Annotated in this window: 22 protein-coding genes; 12 read left to right on the forward strand and 10 right to left on the reverse strand. The window is 58.9% G+C overall.

Annotation, left to right across the window (positions count from 1 at the left end; genetic code table 11):
• Positions 1 to 219: 219 nt before the first annotated feature.
• Both yejK and JFU37_RS28155 read left to right on the forward strand, forming a co-directional pair.
• Positions 220 to 1,224: a nucleoid-associated protein YejK gene (gene yejK, locus JFU37_RS28150; RefSeq protein WP_201120405.1), complete on the forward strand. Its 1,005-nt coding sequence runs from the start codon at positions 220 to 222 to the stop codon at positions 1,222 to 1,224.
• The gene (locus JFU37_RS28155) at positions 1,224 to 1,574 is read left to right on the forward strand and encodes a glutaredoxin family protein (protein WP_201120406.1); all 351 of its coding nucleotides are present in this window, start codon (positions 1,224 to 1,226) and stop codon (positions 1,572 to 1,574) included. Before yejK ends, JFU37_RS28155 begins: the two co-directional genes overlap by 1 nt.
• 90 nt (positions 1,575 to 1,664) lie before the next feature.
• On the opposite strand, the gene JFU37_RS28160 is transcribed toward JFU37_RS28155, so the two are convergent.
• The 8 genes from JFU37_RS28160 to JFU37_RS28195 form a co-directional block, all read right to left on the reverse strand.
• On the reverse strand, positions 1,665 to 2,600 hold the full coding sequence (locus JFU37_RS28160; protein WP_201120407.1) for a glutathione S-transferase family protein: 936 nt from the start codon (positions 2,598 to 2,600) through the stop codon (positions 1,665 to 1,667).
• Between the two features lie 196 nt (positions 2,601 to 2,796).
• A complete protein-coding gene (locus tag JFU37_RS28165) occupies positions 2,797 to 3,087 on the reverse strand; it encodes a GIY-YIG nuclease family protein (protein WP_201120495.1) in 291 nt (96 codons plus the stop codon).
• Positions 3,088 to 3,145: 58 nt separating this feature from the next.
• Positions 3,146 to 3,616, reverse strand: coding sequence for a nuclear transport factor 2 family protein (locus JFU37_RS28170; protein WP_201120408.1), 471 nt, complete (start codon positions 3,614 to 3,616; stop codon positions 3,146 to 3,148).
• A 113-nt stretch (positions 3,617 to 3,729) separates the two neighbouring features.
• Positions 3,730 to 5,037, reverse strand: a complete 1,308-nt coding sequence (locus tag JFU37_RS28175; RefSeq protein WP_201120409.1) for a CynX/NimT family MFS transporter — start codon at positions 5,035 to 5,037, stop codon at positions 3,730 to 3,732.
• Entirely contained in the window at positions 5,027 to 5,686 is a 660-nt protein-coding gene (locus JFU37_RS28180) for a FadR/GntR family transcriptional regulator (RefSeq protein WP_201120410.1), read from the reverse strand. The genes JFU37_RS28175 and JFU37_RS28180 overlap by 11 nt, the downstream gene beginning before the upstream one ends.
• Before the next feature lie 281 nt (positions 5,687 to 5,967).
• Entirely contained in the window at positions 5,968 to 6,309 is a 342-nt protein-coding gene (gene grxD, locus JFU37_RS28185) for a Grx4 family monothiol glutaredoxin (RefSeq protein WP_201120411.1), read from the reverse strand.
• Between the two features lie 97 nt (positions 6,310 to 6,406).
• Positions 6,407 to 8,515 (reverse strand): molybdopterin oxidoreductase family protein, encoded by a 2,109-nt coding sequence (locus JFU37_RS28190; protein WP_201120412.1) that lies wholly within the window; start codon positions 8,513 to 8,515, stop codon positions 6,407 to 6,409.
• Positions 8,516 to 8,642: 127 nt separating this feature from the next.
• Positions 8,643 to 8,939, reverse strand: coding sequence for a hypothetical protein (locus JFU37_RS28195; protein ID WP_201120413.1), 297 nt, complete (start codon positions 8,937 to 8,939; stop codon positions 8,643 to 8,645).
• 406 nt (positions 8,940 to 9,345) lie between these two features.
• Here JFU37_RS28195 and argF point away from each other — a divergent pair, with 406 nt between their 5' ends.
• Positions 9,346 to 10,266, forward strand: a complete 921-nt coding sequence (gene argF, locus JFU37_RS28200) for an ornithine carbamoyltransferase (RefSeq protein WP_201120414.1) — start codon at positions 9,346 to 9,348, stop codon at positions 10,264 to 10,266.
• Complete coding sequence (locus JFU37_RS28205) at positions 10,263 to 11,372, forward strand: ABC transporter ATP-binding protein (RefSeq protein WP_201120415.1); 1,110 nt, start codon at positions 10,263 to 10,265, stop codon at positions 11,370 to 11,372. Before argF ends, JFU37_RS28205 begins: the two co-directional genes overlap by 4 nt.
• A 108-nt stretch (positions 11,373 to 11,480) precedes the next feature.
• On the opposite strand, the gene JFU37_RS28210 is transcribed toward JFU37_RS28205, so the two are convergent.
• Both JFU37_RS28210 and ybaK read right to left on the reverse strand, forming a co-directional pair.
• Positions 11,481 to 12,263 carry a PhzF family phenazine biosynthesis protein gene (locus JFU37_RS28210; protein ID WP_201120416.1) on the reverse strand — a complete coding sequence of 261 codons (783 nt, stop codon included), beginning with the start codon at positions 12,261 to 12,263 and terminating at the stop codon, positions 11,481 to 11,483.
• 106 nt (positions 12,264 to 12,369) lie between these two features.
• Positions 12,370 to 12,840, reverse strand: coding sequence for a Cys-tRNA(Pro) deacylase (gene ybaK, locus JFU37_RS28215; RefSeq protein ID WP_201120417.1), 471 nt, complete (start codon positions 12,838 to 12,840; stop codon positions 12,370 to 12,372).
• A gap of 484 nt (positions 12,841 to 13,324) precedes the next feature.
• Here ybaK and JFU37_RS28220 point away from each other — a divergent pair, with 484 nt between their 5' ends.
• The 8 genes from JFU37_RS28220 to JFU37_RS28255 all read left to right on the forward strand — a co-directional run bounded on the left by JFU37_RS28220 (position 13,325) and on the right by JFU37_RS28255 (position 22,089).
• A complete protein-coding gene (locus JFU37_RS28220; RefSeq protein WP_201120418.1) occupies positions 13,325 to 14,176 on the forward strand; it encodes an MIP/aquaporin family protein in 852 nt (283 codons plus the stop codon).
• Between the two features lie 75 nt (positions 14,177 to 14,251).
• Positions 14,252 to 15,757, forward strand: a complete 1,506-nt coding sequence (gene glpK, locus JFU37_RS28225; protein ID WP_201120419.1) for a glycerol kinase GlpK — start codon at positions 14,252 to 14,254, stop codon at positions 15,755 to 15,757.
• Between the two features lie 95 nt (positions 15,758 to 15,852).
• On the forward strand, positions 15,853 to 16,608 hold the full coding sequence (locus tag JFU37_RS28230) for a DeoR/GlpR family transcriptional regulator (RefSeq protein WP_059406283.1): 756 nt from the start codon (positions 15,853 to 15,855) through the stop codon (positions 16,606 to 16,608).
• Between the two features lie 246 nt (positions 16,609 to 16,854).
• On the forward strand, positions 16,855 to 18,393 hold the full coding sequence (glpD, locus tag JFU37_RS28235) for a glycerol-3-phosphate dehydrogenase (protein ID WP_201120420.1): 1,539 nt from the start codon (positions 16,855 to 16,857) through the stop codon (positions 18,391 to 18,393).
• Positions 18,394 to 18,834: 441 nt separating this feature from the next.
• Positions 18,835 to 19,749 carry a glutamate/aspartate ABC transporter substrate-binding protein gene (locus tag JFU37_RS28240; RefSeq protein ID WP_201120421.1) on the forward strand — a complete coding sequence of 305 codons (915 nt, stop codon included), beginning with the start codon at positions 18,835 to 18,837 and terminating at the stop codon, positions 19,747 to 19,749.
• Between the two features lie 191 nt (positions 19,750 to 19,940).
• Entirely contained in the window at positions 19,941 to 20,687 is a 747-nt protein-coding gene (locus tag JFU37_RS28245) for an amino acid ABC transporter permease (protein WP_201120422.1), read from the forward strand.
• The gene (locus tag JFU37_RS28250) at positions 20,687 to 21,358 is read left to right on the forward strand and encodes an amino acid ABC transporter permease (RefSeq protein WP_201120423.1); all 672 of its coding nucleotides are present in this window, start codon (positions 20,687 to 20,689) and stop codon (positions 21,356 to 21,358) included. Before JFU37_RS28245 ends, JFU37_RS28250 begins: the two co-directional genes overlap by 1 nt.
• Positions 21,355 to 22,089, forward strand: a complete 735-nt coding sequence (locus JFU37_RS28255) for an amino acid ABC transporter ATP-binding protein (protein WP_129438052.1) — start codon at positions 21,355 to 21,357, stop codon at positions 22,087 to 22,089. The genes JFU37_RS28250 and JFU37_RS28255 overlap by 4 nt, the downstream gene beginning before the upstream one ends.
• The last annotated feature ends 135 nt before the right edge of the window (positions 22,090 to 22,224 follow it).

Raw genomic sequence — 22,224 nt, forward strand, 5'->3', positions numbered from 1 at the left:
TTCGCGTAAGACCGGGCAAAACTAGCACAGAGACGGGGAAATATCCGCCTCTAGCTACCCATTTGGTCAGCTTTATTGCTCTAAATCGGGAAAAAACTGCATAAGCACCGGTGGTCGGGGGTGAATTGCCCTTCGCACCGCGCCAAAACCAATGATTGCGGTACACTTGGCACTTTTTGAGGGAGCACGCCCTCCTCTCTTCAATCAGCCGAGAAGCCCATGCCGATCCGCCATTGCATCGTCCACCTGATCGACAAAAAACCCGACGGCACGCCCGCAGTTCTTCACGCCCGCGACTCCGAACTGGCCGAGTCGAGCGCCATCGAGAACATGCTTGCCGACCTCAACGAAAGTTATAACGCCAAACAAGGCAAGGCCTGGGGTTTCTTCCATGCCGAGTCCGGGGCGCACCCGTTCAGTGGCTGGCTGAAGGAGTATTTCGACGGCGGCAAGGATTTCACGGCATTTAGCCGAGTGGCGGTGGAACATCTGCAAAAGCTGATGGAGGAGTCGAATCTCTCGGTGGGCGGCCACGTGCTGTTCGCGCATTACCAGCAAGGCATGACCGATTACCTGGCGATCGCCCTGCTGCACCACAGCGAAGGCGTTGCGGTGACCGAGCAACTGGACGTGACACCGTCGCGACACCTGGACTTGGGTCAGTTGCACCTGGCGGCACGGATCAACGTCTCCGAGTGGCAGAACAACAAACAGTCCAAGCAGTACATTTCGTTCATCAAAGGCAAGAACGGGAAAAAGGTTTCGGAGTATTTCCGCGACTTCATCGGCTGCCAGGAAGGCGTCGACGGCCCCGGCGAAACCCGCACCTTGCTCAAGGCCTTCAGCGACTTCGTCGAAAGCGAAGACCTGCCGGAAGAGTCTGCCCGCGAGAAAACCAAGACCCTGGTGGATTACGCCAGCAGCCAGGCAAAAATGGGCGAGCCCATGGGCCTGGAAGAACTCTCCGAGCTGATCGACGAAGAACGCCCGAAAGCGTTCTACGACCATATCCGCAACAAGGATTACGGCCTGTCGCCAGAGATCCCGGCGGATAAACGCACCCTGAACCAGTTCCGCCGCTTCACCGGCCGCGCCGAAGGCCTGTCCATCAGCTTCGAAGCGCACCTGCTGGGCTCGAAGATCGAATACGACGAAGAAGCCGGCACGCTGATCATCAAAGGCCTGCCGACCCAGCTGACCGACCAGCTCAAGCGACGCAACTGATGCTGGGCGGCGTACTGAAGAAATTCCTGCTGATCCTGCTGGTGGTCGTGGTTTACCAGAACTGGGGCAAGATCGAGCGGGTGATCCATCCGGCGCAGGTGGTGTCGGAGCAGACCCAGGCCAAGGCCAATGTCGTGCTCTATGCCACCGACTGGTGCGGCTACTGCAAGTTGACCCGACGCTTTCTCGATCAGAAAGGTATTCCGTACAAGGAATTCGATATCGAAAAAGATGCTGAAGCGCGCAAAGCCTATGAGGCATTGGGTGGCGGCGGGATTCCAATCATCGATGTCAACGGGACGTTGATTCGCGGGTATGACCCGGATGCAATTCTCGCCGCACTGAAATAATTGTAGGAGCGAGCTTGCTCGCGATGGATTGTCAGTTGACATCAAAGTGCCTGACACGCCTTCGCGAGCAAGCTCGCTCCTACATTGATTTCAGCGTTTTTCGATGCAGAATCCCAACCGCGGAAAGTGCACATGCACCACGCCGCCACGTTCGTCTTCACGACGCAGAATCAACTCTTCGCGGCCCGCAAACAGCAACTCACCCACCACCGGGTCGACGCCATAGTCAGTGGCCGCGATGAAAACCTGTTGGCCCAGCTCAAACCCATTCGGTTCGTCAAACTGCTCATCCGGCAAGGCAGCCGGCGTGGCAATGCGCGCCACCTCCAGCGCCTCTTCGGAAGTCATCTCGCTGGACGCGCCATGACCGAAGCCCATCACCCGAGCGAACCATGCCGAAACCGCCGGATAGGCATCGACCAGCGGTGAAGTCACAGGCGTCGCTTTGAGGAACCACATGGGATGGGCCAGGGCAAAGTCGGCAATCGACGGCTCGCCGAACAGGAAATCGCCTTGTTCGCGTTCAAGCTGCTGCTCCAGACGCGCCATGAGGGTCGGCCACTGATGCCGAGCCTGCTCAGCCGATAACCGTGTGGCGCTGCCACCGCTGAACAATCCCGCGCGATCGGCAACAAACGCCTTGATCGCTTCCGGCGATAAATGGCCGAAACGCACCGCGATCGATTCCGGTTGAAACACCAGGCTGACCGCGTGCTGAAACACCACCGAATCCGCCCAGGCGGCGAAGGTCGCGGCGATCATTTCCTGACCTTCCGGGAAGAACGCCGGCAAGGCTTTCTCTTGCTCCAGACGACGAGCGATCAGCGAAGTGTCGCAGTAGATATCCGCGCCAATCTGCAACACCGGCGTCTTGCGGTAGCCCCCCGTCAATGCGGTCAGATCGGGTTTTGGCATCACGGGCGAGATCTTCACCGAGCGCCAGGACAACCCTTTGAAACCCAGGAGCAAGCGGGCCTTTTCAGCGAAAGGGGACGTCGGGTAATGATGAAGAATCAACTCTGACATGCTCGGCTCCGCCGCAGGAATAGGAGCTTTCAGCTTAACGCGCAATCCATGGCCAGCCTACCCATCTGCCTGATGGGAGCCTATCAGGCAGATTGATAACCTGTAGGAGCTGGCTTGCCAGCGAAAGACGTTAACGATGACGGGATCATACTGGATTGACGCAGAGTTCTTGAGTCCATCGCTGGCAAGCCAGCGCCTACAGCGGTATGCGTGCAGCACTCGCTACCAAACATTCCTTGGCGCTTTTCTTGAGTTTTTTGATCAGTCGCTCCTGACGTAGCGCTTCGCTTTTGTCGCGGCATGCTTCGGTGTAAACCAGGGCGACTGCCGGGCTGGACAGAAAGAAGCGTGCGCCCTTGCCGCTCTGGTGAGTGGCGAAGCGGCGCAACGGATCGTCGCTGATCCCGCAGTAGAGCGAGCCATTGGCCGCACGAACGAGGTAGACGAACCAGGGTTTGATGACTGGCGCGTCGGTGTCGGCAGGCATTTCGCTGAGGGTGCTCACGTAACGATCAAGGCTTGAAAGGAAACAAGCCGCGATCTTATCAGCGACTGGCCTGAAATGCCTTCAGCCCCTTCAAGGCTTGAGCGCGGACGGCGTTTCTCACCAGCGGCGTCCAGCCCAACAGTAGACCTTTGACCCCCAATGCCTGTCGAGACCACGCCCACAAATCGAAGCTGTCGTGATGTTCGCAAATCTTGCCATCGCGAAACACGAAGCGTGCCTGAATGTCGTTGACCACGGTGTTGCCGGTCTGGCTGAACAGATACGTCGCCACCCAATGGGCGCCGCCCGTGCGCTCATCGCTGCGCACGCTGTCGAACGTCAAGGAAAAATCCTTGGCCCGGGTGGTGAGCATGCGCCACATGTCGCCAGCCGCTTGACCGCGCAGTTCGCCGAACGCTGGATCACTGAACACCACGTCATCGGTGTAACAGGCACTCATGGCCTCGGCATCCAGCCGCTGGAAAGCTTGATAGAACTGGGTGATCAAGGCGCTGTGGGCATCGCTCATGGGCAGGTTCCCCGGGTTGGAAAATGGGCGTCGAAAGATTGCCTGCACGATAGTCAACAAATGCGCGAAGCACTATTGGCATTCGTGAGCCGAATACCGACAGTACGCGGTTGTCAGACTTTCTCGCTTTCGACCTGCACGTACAACGAACGCCCGGCACCGAGGCCGGCGAGGATCGCACCGAGACCGATAACGCCAAAGATCCAGCCCAGCGCCGTCCAGCCGCCGGTCCAGTCATGGACGATACCGACCGCGAACGGCCCCATGGACGCCAGGGTGTAGCCGAAGCCCTGAGCCATGCTCGACAGGTTCGCGGCAACATGCGAATCCCGCGAGCGCAGCACGATCAGGGTCAATGCCAGGCTGAACGTAGCGCCCTGCCCCAGACCCAGCAGGATGGCCCAGCCCCACAAGCCTTCGATCGGGGCATACAGGCAGCCGAACAAACCGCCCAGGGTCAGCACCATGACAATCACAATCGCCAGGCGTTGATCCTTGCCGCGAGTCGCCAGCCACGGCGCAGCCAGCGAGCTGGCCAGCTGAATGATCACCGAGCCCGACAGCACCAGACCGGCCTGGGTCGGGGTCAGGCCGCGGCCGATCAGGATCGACGGCAACCAGCCAAATACGATGTACGCCAGGGACGATTGCAGGCCCATGTACAAGGTCACTTGCCAGGCCAGCGGGTCACGCAGCAGTCCTCGGACGCGGTAGGCAACGTGATGTGCGCCGTGTTTCTGCCCGACTTGTGGCAACCAGAAAATCGCCGCCACCAATGCCGGAACAACCCAGATGCCCAGGCCCAGGGCCCAGCTCTTGTCGAAGTGTTCGCTCAACGGCACGGTCGCGCCCGCAGCCATCGCCGCGCCCATGCACAGGGCCATCGTGTAGACGCCGGTCATGGTGCCGGCCTGTTTCGGGAAGTCACGCTTGACGATGCCGGGCAGCAACACGCCGATCACACCGATGCTGGCGCCGGCCAGTACACTGCCGGCAAACAGGCCGATCTCGCCGAAAGAACTGCGCAGGATGATCCCGCCAGCCAGCATCAGCAGGATTCCCAATACCACCCGCTCGGCGCCAAAACGTCGTGCCAGGATCGGCGCCAACGGGGCAAACAAGCCCAGGCAAAGCACCGGCAAGGTCGTCAGCAAACCCGCCTGGGCCGCCGACAAGCCGAGGGTTTTCGAGACTTCGCTGAGCATCGGCGCCATGCTCGACAAGGCCGGGCGCAGGTTCAACGCCACCAGAATCAGGCCGAGCAACAACAACCACCGCCGCTGCAGGACCGGATGACTGTGCTGGACCGCTTCGTCATCGGCCTCGGCGTCGATCAGCAGCTCTTCGAGCTCTGCCGTGCGTTTGGGTTGCGTGATGCTGCTGTTGTCGCTGGACATGGAATTCTCGGTTTCAAGGTTCATTGATCAACTGCCTCGACAAGGCTTTCGCCCGTTCCGGGTCGCGTTGCTCGACGGCATCCAGAAGTTCGATGTGCAGATCGAACACTTCCTGGCGTCGGGGGGAAATGTTCAGGGTCTGGCGCAGGTGTGCGCCGACGATGCTGGAGAAATAGCGATACAACTCGCTGAGTGCCGGGTTGTGCGCAGCGTCCACCAGGCGACGGTGGAACACCAGGTCGCAGGCGATGTAGCTGTCGAGATCGCCATGGTAATGACTGCCGCTGACACCGAGCGCTTCGCGCAACGCCACGAGGTCTTCATCGGTACGGCGCAATGCCGCGAGGCCAATGGCTTCGACTTCCAGAATGTGCCGAGTCTCCCGGGCCTGCTCGTGGGAGCAGCGCGACAACGCCTTCATCGTATCCAGCGGATCGACCACCGCCCGCAGGTAACTGCCGTCGCCCTGACGGATTTCAATCAATCCGGAAAACGCCAACACGCGCATGGCTTCACGCACCGTGTTGCGGCTGATGCCGAGCTCTGCAGACAGCTCGGGCTCGGTGGGCAGGCGCTGGCCGATGGTCCAGATTCCTTGGGTAATGCGCAGACGCAATTGTTCCAGGGCCTGGTCGACCAAGGAACGCTTAATCAATGGAGACATTTCTGACATGGGAATCGCCCTTTCATCCAATCATAGGATGAATTTTCTGACATGTTAGTCAGCTTCGTCCGAGAGGACAACCTTCTCGGGCTGGGCGGTCAAAATCAGAGGAGATTTGTGCTCACTGTAGGAGCGAGCTTGCTCGCGATGGACTTCAGAACACCGCGTTTACCCAGGTAACACGCGTTTTCGTTAACGTCCATCGCGAGCAAGCTCGCTCCTACAGTTCACAGGCGAAAAAAAAGGCCCTTCACGGATGACCGTGAAGGACCTTTTTTGATGCCCGGTTCTCAGGCTTCGGTCTTGGCTGCTGCGGCTTTTTCAGCAGCGGCTTTGATCGTGGCCTGCAACGAACCGTCGGCGGCCATTTCAGTCATGATGTCGCTACCGCCGATCAACTCTCCACCGACCCACAATTGCGGGAAGGTTGGCCAGTTGGCGTACTTTGGCAGATTGGCGCGGATTTCCGGGTTCTGCAGGATGTCCACGTACGCAAACTTTTCACCACACGCCATCACGGCCTGCGCGGCTTTCGCGGAGAAGCCACACTGCGGGGCGTTCGGTGAGCCTTTCATGTAAAGCAGAATGGTGTTGTTAGCAATCTGCTCTTTAATCGTTTCGATGATATCCATGGAGCACCTCGGCTGAACTTTCCGACTCAGAGGTCGGCACGGTGGCGCATTGTAACGGAAACCCGAGCGCCATGCTCGGTCTCCCCGACAGACTCGATCAAGCCGCCGCCACGGTCACTGGCACGCCGTTCAACGCCGCATTTCCGGACAACTCATCGAGCTGACACTCGTCAGTCAAGTCGTTGGCGCTGGAGCCTGGCTGGCCACTGGCAATCGTCATCTGCACGCCCGGCCGCGCATGCCCCCAGCCGTGAGGAAGACTGACCACCCCTTTCATCATGTCCAGACTGCCCAGCACTTCAACCTCGATCATTCCGACCCGCGAACTGACCCGCACTCGCTGCCCATCGTTGAGCCCCCGGCTGGCCAGGTCATCGGGGTGCATCAGCAATTGATGGCGCGGCTTGCCCTTCACCAGACGGTGGTAATTGTGCATCCACGAGTTATTGCTGCGCACATGGCGGCGGCCAATCAACAACAACTCATCGGCAGCCGGCGCTTGCAACGCCGCAAATCGAATCAGGTCAGCGAGGAGCGGTGCAGGCGCTGCCTGAATTCGCTGATTGGCCGTTTTCAGCCGTGGCGCAAGGTTGGCTTTCAACGCCCCGAGGTCGACGCCATGCGGGTGATCGAACAACGTCGCCACAGACAACCGGTGTTCCGAGGCATCGCCATACAACCCCATCCGCAGACCACGGTCGATCATCTGCGCGGGTGGAACAGTAGGCTTCAATTCCTTGCCGGACTTTGCCGCAAACGCCTTGGCCAGCCCCACGAAGATTTCCCAGTCATGCAATGCACCTTCGGGTTTGGCCAGGATCGCGCGGTTGAACCGGCTGACGTTACGCACCGCAAACATATTGAACGTGGTGTCGTAGTGATCGTTTTCCAGGGCCGAGGTGGACGGCAGGATCAGGTCGGCATACCGCGTGGTTTCATTGATGTACAGGTCGATGCTGACCATGAACTCCAGACCGTCCAGAGCCTGTTCCAGTTGCCGGCCATTGGGTGTGGACAGCACCGGATTGCCCGCCACGGTGATTAATGCGCGAACTTGCCCTTCCCCTTCGGTGAGCATTTCTTCGGCCAGCGCCGACACCGGCAGCTCGCCGCTATATTCAGGACGCCCGGACACCCGGCTTTGCCATCGATTGAAATGCCCTCCCGAGGTCGACGCCACCAAATCCACCGCGGGTTCCGTGCACAGCGCACCGCCCACGCGATCGAGATTGCCGGTGACCAGATTGATCAGCTGTACCACCCAATGACACAAGGTACCGAACGCCTGGGTCGAAACGCCCATGCGACCGTAGCAGACGGCGCTCGGTGCCGCCGCGAAGTCCCGCGCCAGTTGGCGTATCTGTTCGGCCGGCACCGTGCACAGCGGGCTCATCGCTTCGGCGGTGAAACACGCGACCGCCTCACGCACCTCATCCAGACCGTCCACCGGTAAATGACTGCCGCGGGTCAAGCCCTCAGCGAACAGCGTATTGAGTAGCCCGAACAACAACGCCGCATCGCCTCCCGGGCGCACGAACAGATGCTGATCGGCAATCGCTGCCGTTTCGCTGCGGCGCGGATCGACCACCACCACTTTGCCGCCCCGGGCCTGAATGGCCTTCAGGCGCTTTTCCACATCCGGCACGGTCATGATGCTGCCGTTGGAGGCCAGCGGGTTGCCGCCCAGAATCAGCATGAAGTCGGTGTGATCGATGTCCGGTATCGGCAAGAGCAGACCGTGGCCGTACATCAAATGGCTGGTCAGGTGATGCGGTAACTGGTCGACCGACGTTGCGGAAAACCGGTTGCGGGTTTTCAGCAGGCCAAGAAAGTAATTGCTGTGGGTCATCAGCCCGTAGTTATGCACGCTGGGGTTGCCTTGATAGACCGCCACCGCGTTGTGCCCGTGACGCTCCTGAATGGCCGCCAGACGTTCGGCGACAAGGTCGAAGGCGTCTTCCCACTCGATGGGTTGCCATTCGCTGCCGACCCGCCGCATCGGCTGGTGCAGGCGATCCGGGTCATTCTGAATGTCTTGCAAGGCGACAGCCTTGGGGCAGATGTGCCCGCGGCTAAAGGTATCTTGAGGGTCACCCTTGATCGAAGTGATCTGCACGCCACCGCCGTCGACCTCGGTGGTTTCGATGGTCAGGCCGCAAATGGCTTCACACAGGTGGCAGGCACGGTGATGGAGAGTCTTGGTCATGGCCATCTCAGTCTTGTTCTGGGCGGGCGATGTCGACCGCCGAAACAAAACTATGGCGCGTGCCCCGCCACTTGCGCCAGCGACGTTCATCCTGTGAATCGGCAGCCATCAGGCCAGCCGATGGCTGTCAGGGATCGGGACGACGCAACCTGAGCGGCGCCTGGGCCTGGATCTCCTGGAGGGTCTCGATCTGCTCGTGGGCGACGTGCACACCGGTGAGTTCGCCGATCAGTCGCCAGTGATCGTCGAGCCCGGTACTGATGGTTGCCATGCGGTCGATCATGCGTCGACCGGCGGCTTTAGTGACCTCGTCGTTACTGCGCAACAGCTCGAAAGACATCGAGGTGATGGAAGCAGTGAGGTGGGTCAGTGAGCGGGCCGTGACGCCAAGTAATTCCAACAATTGCTGTTCTTTCGATTCCATTCCGAAGGCTTCCTCCATCGCTCGTGACTTAGTTATAACCCAGCACTTTGCATTAGCAAATGTTTCAGACCTGACATCTTTGCGCAAAAACCTCGAATCCCGGGTCAGAAACCGACCGTTGCTATACCGTACCCGCCCCGTTCGATTGCAAAGCCCCGCGAGCCCAGTGTACAAATGACTGGCTGCTGTCAGGAAACAGGCTTCAAAAGCGCTATCGCGGTCACCCCGTAGCCTCTCTGAAATCCCCTAAAAACCGTAGCCCTATTGGTAAGACGCGACATTTAATTATAAGATCGCGCCTTCCCCTATTTCGTCGCCCCGTGCGGCTTACGCCGCAGGTCTCGCCCGTTGTTCCGTTAAACAAGGCTTTGAGCATCTGCGGTTTGTAGCAAAAAGGTAGTCAATGATGAGCGCAAGGCACTTTCTCTCCCTGATGGATTGCACGCCCGAAGAGCTGGTCAGCGTGATCCGTCGAGGCGTTGAGCTCAAGGACCTGCGTAACCGCGGCGTACTGTTCGAGCCTCTGAAAAACCGCGTGCTCGGGATGATTTTCGAGAAGTCCTCGACTCGCACCCGTATTTCGTTTGAAGCCGGCATGATCCAGCTCGGCGGCCAGGCCATATTCCTGTCGCCGCGCGACACTCAACTGGGCCGTGGCGAGCCGATCGGCGACTGCGCAATCGTGATGTCGAGCATGCTCGACGCCGTGATGATCCGTACCTTTGCCCACAGCACCCTGACCGAATTCGCGGCCAACTCCCGCGTGCCCGTGATCAACGGCCTGTCCGATGACTTGCACCCGTGCCAGTTGCTGGCCGACATGCAGACATTCCTCGAGCACCGAGGCTCGATTCAAGGCAAGACCGTGGCCTGGATCGGCGACGGCAACAACATGTGCAACAGCTATATAGAAGCGGCGATTCAGTTCGACTTCCAGTTGCGCATTGCCTGCCCGGAAGGTTACGAGCCTAATCCAGAGTTCGTGGCCAAGGCCGGCGATCGGGTGACCATCGTTCGCGATCCGAAGGATGCCGTTCGCGGCGCCCATCTGGTGAGCACCGACGTCTGGACCTCCATGGGCCAGGAAGAGGAAACCGCCAAGCGCCTGAAGCTGTTCGCACCGTTCCAGGTCAACCGTGCGCTGCTGGATCTGGCCGCAGACGATGTGCTGTTCATGCATTGCCTGCCGGCCCACCGTGGCGAAGAGATCAGCGTCGACCTGCTTGACGACAAGCGCTCGGTCGCCTGGGATCAAGCGGAAAACCGGCTTCACGCACAAAAGGCGCTGCTCGAGTTTCTCGTCGAACCGGCGTACCACCACGCATGAGCCAGCCATTACTGCTGAACCTGCGCAACCTCGCCTGCGGATACCAGGACCAACGGGTCGTGCAGAACCTCAACCTGCATTTGAACGCGGGTGATATCGGTTGCCTGCTGGGTTCTTCGGGCTGCGGCAAGACCACAACGCTGCGGGCCATCGCCGGATTTGAACCGGTGCACGAAGGTGAGATCACGTTGGCTGGCGAGACAATCTCCAGTGCCGGTTTCACCCTCGCGCCGGAGAAACGCCGGATCGGCATGGTGTTCCAGGACTACGCGCTGTTTCCGCATTTGAGCGTCGCCGAAAACATCGCCTTCGGGATCCGCAAGCATCCGCAAAAGGATCGCGTCACCGAGGAACTGCTTGAACTGGTCAACCTGAAAAACCTCGGCAAGCGCTTTCCGCATGAACTGTCCGGTGGTCAGCAGCAACGGGTTGCACTGGCCCGCGCCCTGGCGCCGGAACCGCAATTGTTGCTGCTCGACGAACCCTTCTCCAACCTCGACGGCGAGCTGCGACGCAAGCTCAGCCATGAGGTGCGCGACATTCTCAAGGCCCGCGGGACCAGTGCAATTCTGGTGACCCACGACCAGGAAGAAGCCTTCGCGGTCAGTGACCATGTTGGCGTTTTCAAGGAAGGTCGCCTGGAACAGTGGGACACGCCCTACAACCTGTATCACGAACCGCTGACGCCGTTTGTGGCCAGTTTCATTGGGCAGGGTTACTTCATTCGCGGCCAGCTGAACACCCCGGAATCGGTGCAGACCGAGCTAGGTGAATTACGCGGCAATCGTGCTTACACCTGGCCGATCGGTGGCGCCGTGGACGTGTTGCTGCGACCGGACGATATTGTTTATGCACCCGACAGTGCGCTGAAAGCGCGGATTGTCGGCAAGAGCTTCCAGGGTGCGTCCACCTTGTATCGCTTGCAGCTACCGACTGGCGCACAGCTTGAGTCGATATTTCCAAGTCATGCCGATCACCCGGTGGGTTCGGAGGTCGGCATTCGTGTCGCGGCTGAACACCTGGTGTTGTTCCAGGCGTCCGGTAGCACGGCGGCGCAGATTCCGCTTGTGGAGTCGGGTGTCCGCCGCTACAGCACCGCTCATTGATACACACAAACCCCTGTAGGAGCGAGCTTGCTCGCGATGGTGTATCAGCGACATCGATTTCGGCTGATACACCATCGCGAGCAAGCTCGCTCCTACAGGGGACTTGCGTTAACCCAGCATCAGCGTTCCACTCGCCACCAGCGTCGCAGCCCCGCCAATTTTCACCCGATCACCTTCCAACCGGCAGAACAATTCCCCGCCCCGCGCCGAACACTGGTACGCCGTCATACTCGACTTGCTCAAGCGTTTCGACCAGTACGGGATCAGGCTGCAATGGGTGGACCCGGTCACCGGGTCTTCGTTGATGCCAATCGCCGGGGCGAAGTAACGAGAAACAAAATCGTGCTTGCTGCCCCGCGCTGTCACGATGGCGCCCAGCCACGGCAGTTTCGCCAGGGCAATCATGTCCGGCTGACAGTCGAGCACCGCTTGCTCGGACTCCAGCACCACGAACAATTCATTCGAACCCAGCACATCCACCGCTTCAACACCCAGTGCGCGCTCGACATCCAGGGTCACGCCCACTTCCGATGGCACGATTGCCGGAAAATCCAGCCACAAGCGATCGCCCTCTCGACTCACGCTCAAGGGGCCGGACTTGCAGACAAAGTCCAGCCGCTCGACGGGCTCTTTATAGATCTCGAACAGCACGTAGGCACTGGCCAGCGTCGCATGACCACACAACGGGACTTCGGTGGCCGGTGTAAACCAGCGGATATGCCAACCCTGCCCTTCGCGCACCACAAAGGCGGTTTCGGCGAGATTGTGTTCGGCAGCAATCTTCTGCATCAACTCATCGCTGAGCCAGGCGTCGAGCCGATACACCATCGCCGGGTTGCCACTGAACGGGCGATCACTGAACGCATCGACCTGATGAAATTCAAGCTGCATAACCTTCTCCTTAAGTCCGGCCACCGAGCATGAAGGCGCGATCAATCACACACCAGTGACAGAGCAGGCTAATTTTCGCCATACAGCGCCCGCCTGTTTTCTCTCGTCAGGCGCGACCGATATCGGCAAATTTCGCCTGGGTGTATTCGGCCAGCACGGCCGGTGCCAACTCCACTTCCAGCCCGCGGCGACCGGCGCTGACAAAAATGCTGGCGAAGGGTTGGGCAGAACTGTCGATGAATGTGCGCAAGCGCTTCTTTTGCCCCAGCGGACTGATCCCGCCTAACAGGTAGCCGGTGGATCGTTGAGCCGCGGCGGGGTCGGCCATTTCGACCTTTTTCACGCCGGCAGCGTGAGCCAGAGCCTTCAGGTCCAGACTTCCGACGACCGGTACCACCGCTACCAGCAATTCACCTTTCTCACTGGCCGCCAGCAAGGTCTTGAACACCTGCGCCGGGGCCAATCCCAGCTTTTCCGCGGCCTCCAACCCGTAGGACGCTGCCTTGGGATCATGTTCGTAACTGTGCACGCGATGTTCGGCACGAACTTTTTTCAACAAATCCAATGCGGGGGTCATGACAGCTCCAGACTGGGCGGCAGTAGAAAATCCTGCGCTGGATTCTAGGTCATTGATCCACAAAAGGCTCTGTTGCGCCCTCTGCCCTCTGTAGGAGCGAGCTCGCTCGCGATGGACTTGAGGGCACCGCGTTCATCCAGACAGAACTCGTCATCGTTAACGTCCATCGCGAGCAAGCTCGCTCCTACATTGCGGCCCTGTTTCCATGGCGTTTTCGCACCTTTGGCCGTTCGTCCACATTCAGTCTGCCCCATGAACAATACGATCATTCACCTCACTAATAGTTGAATTGTGACCGACGGTTCACTTTCGACCTTTGACAGCGGCGTTTCTTGTCTATATTTTTTCGTTTACGAATACCGTAAGAATATTCCTTCGCGGTACAAGCAGTCAGCAGAGAACAGGATGGGGATCCTGGCTCGGTGTAAATCGCGCTTTGTCCTGGAAGGACAAGCGCCACACAACAACAAAAAACGAGGTTTCAATGACAACTGCTTTACAACAACCATCGCTCTCGAGCCAATGCATGGCCGAGTTCCTGGGTACTGCGCTGCTTATATTTTTTGGCACTGGTTGCGTTGCCGCGCTCAAGGTCGCGGGCGCCAGCTTCGGCTTGTGGGAAATCAGCATCATCTGGGGCGTCGGCGTCAGCATGGCGATCTACCTGACCGCCGGGGTTTCCGGGGCTCACCTCAATCCCGCCGTCAGCATCGCCCTGAGCATTTTTGCTGACTTCGAAAAACGTAAACTGCCGTTCTACATTCTCGCCCAAGTGGCCGGGGCCTTTTGCGGGGCTTTGTTGGTTTACACGCTGTACAGCAACTTATTCTTCGATTTCGAACAAACTCACCATATGGTTCGTGGTACCCAGACCAGTCTTGAATTGGCCTCGGTGTTCTCCACCTTTCCGAACCCTGCCCTGTCCACGGCCCAGGCCTTCCTGGTTGAAGTGATCATTACCGCCATCCTGATGGGCGTGATCATGTCCCTGACCGACGACAATAATGGCCTGCCAAAGGGCCCCATGGCACCGCTGCTGATCGGTCTGCTGATTGCGGTGATTGGCAGTTCGATGGGCCCGCTGACCGGTTTCGCGATGAACCCGGCGCGCGACTTCGGCCCCAAACTGATGACTTTCTTCGCGGGCTGGGGTGAAATTTCCTTCACTGGCGGGCGTGACATCCCGTATTTCCTGATTCCGATCTTTGCACCGATTGTCGGTGCCTGCCTCGGTGCGGCGGCTTATCGCGGGCTGATTGCCCGCCATCTGCCCAATGCCCTGGTTACTACAAAGGACGCAACACCGGCCATTGACGGCAAACCACGAACTTCTTGATACCGTAGGCGCGTTGTCCTGCCCGTTTGATCGCGCGCCTAACCTCACTCCCTTATTTCGTCCAAGGCAATCGACATGACCGACACTCAGAATAAGAACTACATCATTGCCCTCGATCAGGGTACGACCAGCTCCCGCGCGATCATTTTCGACCGTGACGCGAACGTGGTCTGCACCGCCCAGCGCGAATTCGCCCAGCATTACCCGCAAGCCGGTTGGGTTGAACACGACCCGATGGAAATCTTTGCCACCCAAAGCGCCGTGATGGTCGAGGCCCTGGCTCAAGCCGGACTGCATCACGACCAGGTCGCAGCCATCGGCATCACCAACCAGCGCGAAACCACCGTGGTCTGGGACAAGACCACTGGCCGCCCGATCTACAACGCGATTGTCTGGCAGTGCCGCCGCAGCACCGAAATCTGCCAGCAACTCAAGCGCGACGGTCACGAGCAATACATCAGCGACACCACGGGCCTGGTCACCGACCCGTACTTCTCCGGCACCAAACTCAAATGGATCCTCGACAACGTCGAAGGCAGCCGTGAACGTGCGCGCAAGGGTGAGCTGCTGTTCGGCACCGTCGACAGCTGGCTGATCTGGAAATTTACCGGCGGCAAGGTGCACGTCACCGATTACACCAACGCCTCGCGCACCCTGCTCTTCAACATCCACACGCTCGAGTGGGACGCGAAGATGCTGCAGGTGCTGGATATCCCGCGCGAGATGCTCCCCGAGGTTAAATCCTCGTCCGAAATCTACGGTCACACTAAAAGCGGCATTGCCATCGGCGGTATCGCCGGCGACCAGCAGGCCGCCCTGTTCGGCCAGATGTGCGTCGAGCCCGGCCAGGCGAAAAACACCTACGGCACCGGTTGCTTCCTGCTGATGAACACCGGCGACAAAGCCGTGAAGTCCAAGCACGGCATGCTCACCACCATCGCCTGTGGCCCGCGTGGCGAAGTGGCCTACGCCCTGGAAGGCGCCGTATTCAACGGCGGCTCCACGGTTCAGTGGCTGCGTGACGAACTGAAAATCATCAACGACGCCCACGACACCGAATACTTCGCCAACAAGGTCAAGGACAGCAACGGCGTGTACCTGGTCCCGGCCTTCACCGGTCTGGGCGCTCCGTACTGGGACCCGTATGCCCGTGGCGCGTTGTTCGGCCTGACTCGCGGCGTACGCGTGGATCACATCATTCGGGCAGCGCTTGAATCGATTGCCTACCAGACCCGCGATGTACTCGACGCCATGCAACAGGACTCCGGCGAACGCCTCAAGTCCCTGCGCGTGGACGGCGGCGCGGTAGCCAACAATTTCCTGATGCAGTTCCAGGCCGACATCCTCGGCACTCAGGTCGAGCGTCCGCACATGCGCGAAACCACGGCGCTGGGTGCGGCGTACCTGGCGGGCCTGGCCTGTGGCTTCTGGGGCAGCCTGGATGAGTTGCGCGGCAAGGCGGTCATCGAGCGCGAATTCGAACCGACCCTGGATGAAACCGCGAAGGAAAAACTCTACGCCGGCTGGAAAAAAGCCGTCAGCCGCACCCGTGATTGGGAACCGCATGAAGGCGCTGAATAAACCAGCCTGAGTACTCGTATCTGTATGTAACTGGTAGGGAGCAGATTCCTGCGGCATCATGGGCAAATTTTGCACGGCAGCCCAAAGGAAGCCCCATGAATCTGCCTCCCCGTCAGCAGCAAATCCTCGAGCTGGTCCGCGAACGCGGCTATGTCAGCATCGAGGAAATGGCTCAGCTGTTCGTCGTTACACCGCAGACCATCCGCCGCGATATCAATCAGCTCGCGGAAGCTAATTTATTGCGTCGCTACCACGGCGGCGCAGCCTACGACTCCAGTGTCGAAAACACCGCCTACGCCATGCGCGCCGATCAGATGCGCGATGAAAAGCAGCGTATCGGCGAAGCCATTGCGGCACAGATTCCCGATCACGCCTCGTTGTTCATCAACATCGGTACCACGACCGAATCGATTGCCCGGGCGCTGCTCAACCATAACCACCTGAAGATCATCACCAACAACTTGCACGTGGCCTCAATGCTCAGCGCCAAGGACGACTTCGACGTTCTGCTGACCGGTGGCAATGTGCGGCGTGATGGCGGCGTGGTCGGTCAGGCCAGTGTCGACTTCATTAATCAGTTCAAGGTCGACTTCGCGCTGGTCGGCATCAGCGGCATCGATGAAGACGGCAGCCTGCTGGACTTCGATTATCAGGAAGTTCGGGTATCGCAGGCGATCATCGCCAACGCGAGACAGGTGATTCTGGCGGCGGACTCCAGCAAATTCGGGCGCAACGCCATGATTCGTTTGGGGCCGATCAGCCTGATCGATTGCCTGGTGACCGATCAGCAGCCGGTGCCGGCGCTGGCGCAATTGTTAAGTCAGCACAAGATTCGGTTGGAAGTGGTTTAAGGCTTTCAGCCTCTAAAGATCGCAGCCTTCGGCAGCTCCTACAGGGTTTGATTACATCTGTAGGAGCTGCCGAAGGCTGCGATCTTTTGCATTTAATGTTCGAATATTTTCCTTTCACGGCCCTTCGATCAGTTTTTTCAATCGAAGTTGACTGGCTGCGCGCGTCTTTATGGGCTACCATTTTCGCAAATGAACATTAATGTTCGAAATCCAATACAGAAAATCAAAAAAGCCCGAGGCCAGCCGATGCCCACTTCTACCTTGCCTACGCCCCCTCTCGCTGAGGTTTACGACATTGCCGTCATCGGTGGCGGGATCAATGGCGTAGGGATCGCAGCGGATGCCGCCGGTCGCGGCCTCTCGGTGTTCCTTTGCGAAAAGGATGACCTGGCCAGTCACACCTCGTCGGCCAGCAGCAAGCTGATCCACGGCGGCCTGCGCTACCTCGAACATTACGAATTCCGCCTCGTGCGAGAAGCGCTCGCCGAGCGTGAAGTGTTGCTGGCCAAGGCGCCGCACATCGTCAAGCAAATGCGCTTCGTGCTGCCGCACCGTCCGCACCTGCGTCCGGCGTGGATGATCCGCGCCGGCCTGTTCCTGTATGACAACCTTGGCAAACGGGAAAAGCTCGAAGGTTCAAAAAGCCTGAAGTTCGGCCCGGACAGCCCGCTGAAAAGCGAAATCACCAAAGGCTTCGAATACTCCGATTGCTGGGTCGACGATGCACGCCTGGTGGTGCTGAACGCCATGGCCGCCCGCGAAAAAGGCGCCCATGTCCACACCCAGACCCGTTGCGTCAACGCTCGTCGCACCAAAGGGTTCTGGCACCTGCACCTGGAACGTGCCGATGGCAGCCTGTTTTCAATCCGCGCCAAAGCACTGGTCAATGCGGCGGGGCCATGGGTCGCCAAGTTCATTCGTGACGACCTGAAAATGGAATCGCCCTATGGCATTCGCCTGATCCAGGGCAGTCATCTGATCGTGCCTAAACTGTACGAAGGCGAGCACGCGCACATTCTGCAAAACGAAGATCAGCGCATCGTGTTCACCATCCCGTACCTGAACCACTTCACCCTGATCGGCACCACCGACCGCGAATACACCGGTGACCCGGCTGCAGTTGCAATTACCGAAGGCGAGACCGATTACCTGCTGAAGGTCGTCAACGCCCACTTCAAAAAGCAGATCAGCCGCGACGATATCCTGCACAGCTATTCCGGCGTTCGGCCGCTGTGCAACGACGAATCCGACAACCCATCGGCCGTCACCCGCGACTACACCCTGGCGCTGTCGGGCACTGGCGAAGAAGCGCCGCTGCTGTCGGTGTTCGGTGGCAAGCTCACCACCTACCGAAAACTGGCCGAGTCAGCCCTGGCGCAACTGGCGCCGTACTTCAAGCACATCCAGCCAAGCTGGACGGCCAGCGCTACGCTGCCGGGCGGCGAAGACATGACCACCCCGCAGGCGCTGAGCTCGTTGATCCGCGACCGATACGACTGGGTGCCGACGGAAATTTCGCGGCGCTGGGCCACCACGTATGGCAGCCGCACCTGGCGCATGCTTGAAGGCGTGCAAAACCTGAGCGACCTGGGCGAACACCTCGGCGGCGGACTCTACACCCGCGAAGTCGATTACCTGTGCCGCGAAGAGTGGGCGACCACAGCGCGCGACATTCTGTGGCGCCGCACCAAGCTCGGCTTGTTCACCACCCCGGCGGAACAGCAGACATTGGCGGACTACCTGGGCAAGCTCGAGCAGAATCGCAGCAAGATCGAAGCCGCCTGATCGGAAATCCGGTTAAAGCAAAGCCCCTGAATTTCATGATTCAGGGGCTTTTTGCGTTCCGCCAGACACCACCAATCCCCTGTGGGAGCGAGCCTGCTCGCGATGGTGTGTCAGCTGCATTGATGTCGACTGACACACCATCGCGAGCAGGCTCGCTCCCACAGGGGATAGGGGTGAGCCGTAGATTGCATTCGGTTTTCCGAACGCGACCTGCCAGTCGATTCGGTTAACCGGATTATTAAAGGCAAAAAATCGCATAAAAAATATTTAATTTCCTTATAAATCAATAGCTTAATCTACAGCGCCTGGCCTGGCACGAGTCATGCTCTACACTCTTGACGAATACCTGCCGTCCGCCCTTTCAGGGACCCGCCAGGCATTTGAAGCACAAAAGGGCCGATGAACTGGCTCCATAAAAAAAACAATGTCGAGGAAAATTTGATGCGCATCGTTCCCCATATCCTGGGCGCAGCCATTGCTGCCGCTCTGATCAGCACGCCAGTTTTCGCCGCCGAACTCACCGGCACTCTGAAAAAGATCAAAGAGTCCGGCGTTATCACCCTCGGGCATCGTGACGCCTCTATTCCGTTTTCCTATATCGCGGACGCTTCCGGCAAACCGGTTGGCTACTCCCACGATATCCAGTTGAAAATCGTTGAAGCCATCAAGAAAGACCTGGACCTGCCGAACCTTCAGGTCAAATACAACCTGGTCACTTCGCAAACCCGTATCCCGCTGGTGCAGAACGGCACCGTGGACGTCGAGTGCGGCTCCACCACCAACAACGTAGAACGTCAGCAACAGGTTGACTTCTCCGTTGGCATCTTCGAAATCGGCACCCGCCTGCTGTCCAAGAAAGGTTCCGCGTACAAGGATTTCGACGACCTCAAAGGCAAGAACGTCGTGACCACCGCGGGTACCACGTCCGAGCGCATCCTCAAGTCGATGAACGCCGACAAGCAAATGGGCATGAACGTCATCTCCGCCAAAGACCACGGCGAATCCTTCCAGATGCTGGAATCGGGCCGTGCCGTTGCCTTCATGATGGACGACGCCTTGCTGGCCGGTGAAGCGGCCAAAGCCAAGAACGCCGCTGACTGGGCCGTGACCGGTACTCCACAGTCCTACGAAATCTACGGCTGCATGGTCCGCAAGGGCGACGAGCCGTTCAAGAAGGCCGTGGATGACGCGATCGTTGCCACCTACAAGTCTGGCGAGATCAACAAGATCTACGAAAAATGGTTCATGCAGCCAATCCCGCCAAAAGGCCTGAACCTGAACTTCCCGATGAGCGAAGAGCTCAAAAAATTGATCGCCAATCCGACCGATAAAGCGGCTGACGACAAGAAATCCTGATTTCTGACTAACCTTATCTCCTGACAGGGCCACGGCCCTTTCAGGAGGTTGTCACTCCCTGCTGGTATTTTTGGAATCACTCGAACCGGTGGCTGTCGAGCCGTTCGTGTGTGCCTGATCGTCAAGATCAGGCGGGAAAGGATCTCCCCAGGCGGGCATTTGTACATCGATCGATCTGTGGGGAGACCCTAATGAATTACAACTGGGACTGGGGCGTGTTCTTCAGGTCCACCGGCATAGGCAGCGAGACGTATCTCGACTGGTACATCGCCGGCTTGGGCTGGACCATCGCTATCGCCGTCGTGGCATGGATCATCGCCCTGCTGCTGGGCTCGATTCTGGGCGTCATGCGCACCGTGCCGAACCGCATCGTATCGGGCATCGCGACCTGCTACGTCGAACTCTTCCGTAACGTGCCGCTGCTGGTTCAGCTGTTCATCTGGTACTTTTTGGTGCCTGACCTGCTGCCGCAAAACCTTCAGGACTGGTACAAACAGGACCTGAACCCGACCACCTCGGCTTATCTCAGCGTCGTCGTTTGCCTGGGCCTGTTTACTGCCGCCCGCGTTTGCGAACAAGTGCGCACTGGTATCCAGGCGCTGCCGCGTGGCCAGGAAGCCGCCGCGCGTGCCATGGGCTTCAAACTGCCGCAAATCTACTGGAACGTGCTGCTGCCCCAGGCGTACCGGATCATCATTCCGCCGCTGACTTCGGAATTCCTGAACGTGTTCAAGAACTCCTCCGTCGCCTCGCTGATCGGCCTGATGGAGCTGCTCGCGCAGACCAAACAGACTGCCGAGTTCTCCGCCAATCTATTCGAAGCCTTTACCTTGGCGACGCTGATTTACTTCACCCTGAACATGAGCCTGATGCTGCTGATGCGTGCGGTCGAGAAGAAAGTCGCCGTACCGGGCCTGATCTCCGTAGGGGGTAAATGATGGAATTCGACTTCTCGGGCATCATTCCGTCCCTGCCGGGTTTGTGGAACGGCATGGTCATGACCCTCAAACTGATGGCCATGGGCGTCGTCGGCGGGATCATCCTCGGCACGATCCTGGCCCTGATGCGCCTGTCCCACAGCAAGTGGCTGTCGAACCTTGCCGGCGCCTACGTCAACTACTTCCGTTCGATCCCGTTGCTGCTGGTCATCACCTGGTTTTACCTGGCGGTGCCGTTTGTACTGCGCTGGATCACCGGTGAAGACACCCCGATCGGCGCGTTCACCTCGTGCATCGTGGCCTTCATGATGTTCGAAGCGGCGTACTTCTGCGAAATCGTCCGCGCCGGCGTGCAGTCGATTCCCAAGGGCCAGATGGGCGCATCACAGGCCTTGGGCATGACGTATGGCCAGATGATGCGGTTGATCATCCTGCCGCAAGCGTTCCGCAAGATGACGCCACTGTTGCTGCAACAAAGCATCATTCTGTTCCAGGACACCTCGCTGGTTTACGCGGTCGGCCTGGTTGACTTCCTCAATGCCTCGCGTGCCAGTGGCGACATCATCGGCCGCTCCAATGAGTTCCTGATCATCGCAGGGCTCACGTACTTCATCATCAGCTTTGCCGCCTCGCAGCTGGTCAAGCGTCTGCAAAAAAGGTTTGCCGTATGATCTCTATCAAGAACGTCAACAAGTGGTATGGGGACTTCCAGGTACTGACTGATTGCAGCACCGAGGTCAAAAAAGGCGAAGTGATCGTGGTGTGCGGGCCGTCAGGTTCCGGCAAATCCACGTTGATCAAATGCGTCAACGCCCTGGAACCGTTCCAGAAAGGCGACGTGGTGGTCGATGGCACGTCCATCGCCGACCCGAAGACCAACCTGCCGAAACTGCGCTCGCGCGTTGGCATGGTGTTCCAGCACTTCGAACTGTTCCCGCACCTGACCATCACCGAAAACCTGACCATCGCGCAGATTAAGGTGTTGGGCCGCAGCAAGGAAGAAGCGACCAAGAAAGGCCTGCAACTGCTTGAGCGCGTCGGCCTCTCTGCCCACGCCCACAAGCACCCGGGCCAGCTCTCCGGTGGTCAGCAGCAGCGTGTGGCAATTGCCCGCGCGCTGGCGATGGACCCGATCGTCATGCTGTTCGACGAACCGACCTCGGCACTCGATCCGGAGATGGTCAACGAAGTGCTCGACGTGATGGTGCAACTGGCCCACGAAGGCATGACCATGATGTGCGTGACCCACGAAATGGGCTTCGCCCGTAAAGTGGCGGATCGGGTGATTTTCATGGACCAGGGCAAGATCATCGAAGACTGCATGAAAGAGGAGTTCTTCGGCGACATCAACGCCCGCGCCGAACGCACACAGCACTTCCTCGCCAAGATTTTGCAGCACTAAAAGCTACACGGCCGCCCCTGTAGGAGCTGCCGCAGGCTGCGATCTTTTGACCTTGCCCTTAAAAACAAGATCAAAAGATCGCAGCCTGCGGCAGCTCCTACAGGGGAACCTCAAGGCTTGTAGTTGTGGTTGACC

The organism is Pseudomonas sp. TH41, from assembly GCF_016650695.1.
GTDB lineage: Bacteria > Pseudomonadota > Gammaproteobacteria > Pseudomonadales > Pseudomonadaceae > Aquipseudomonas.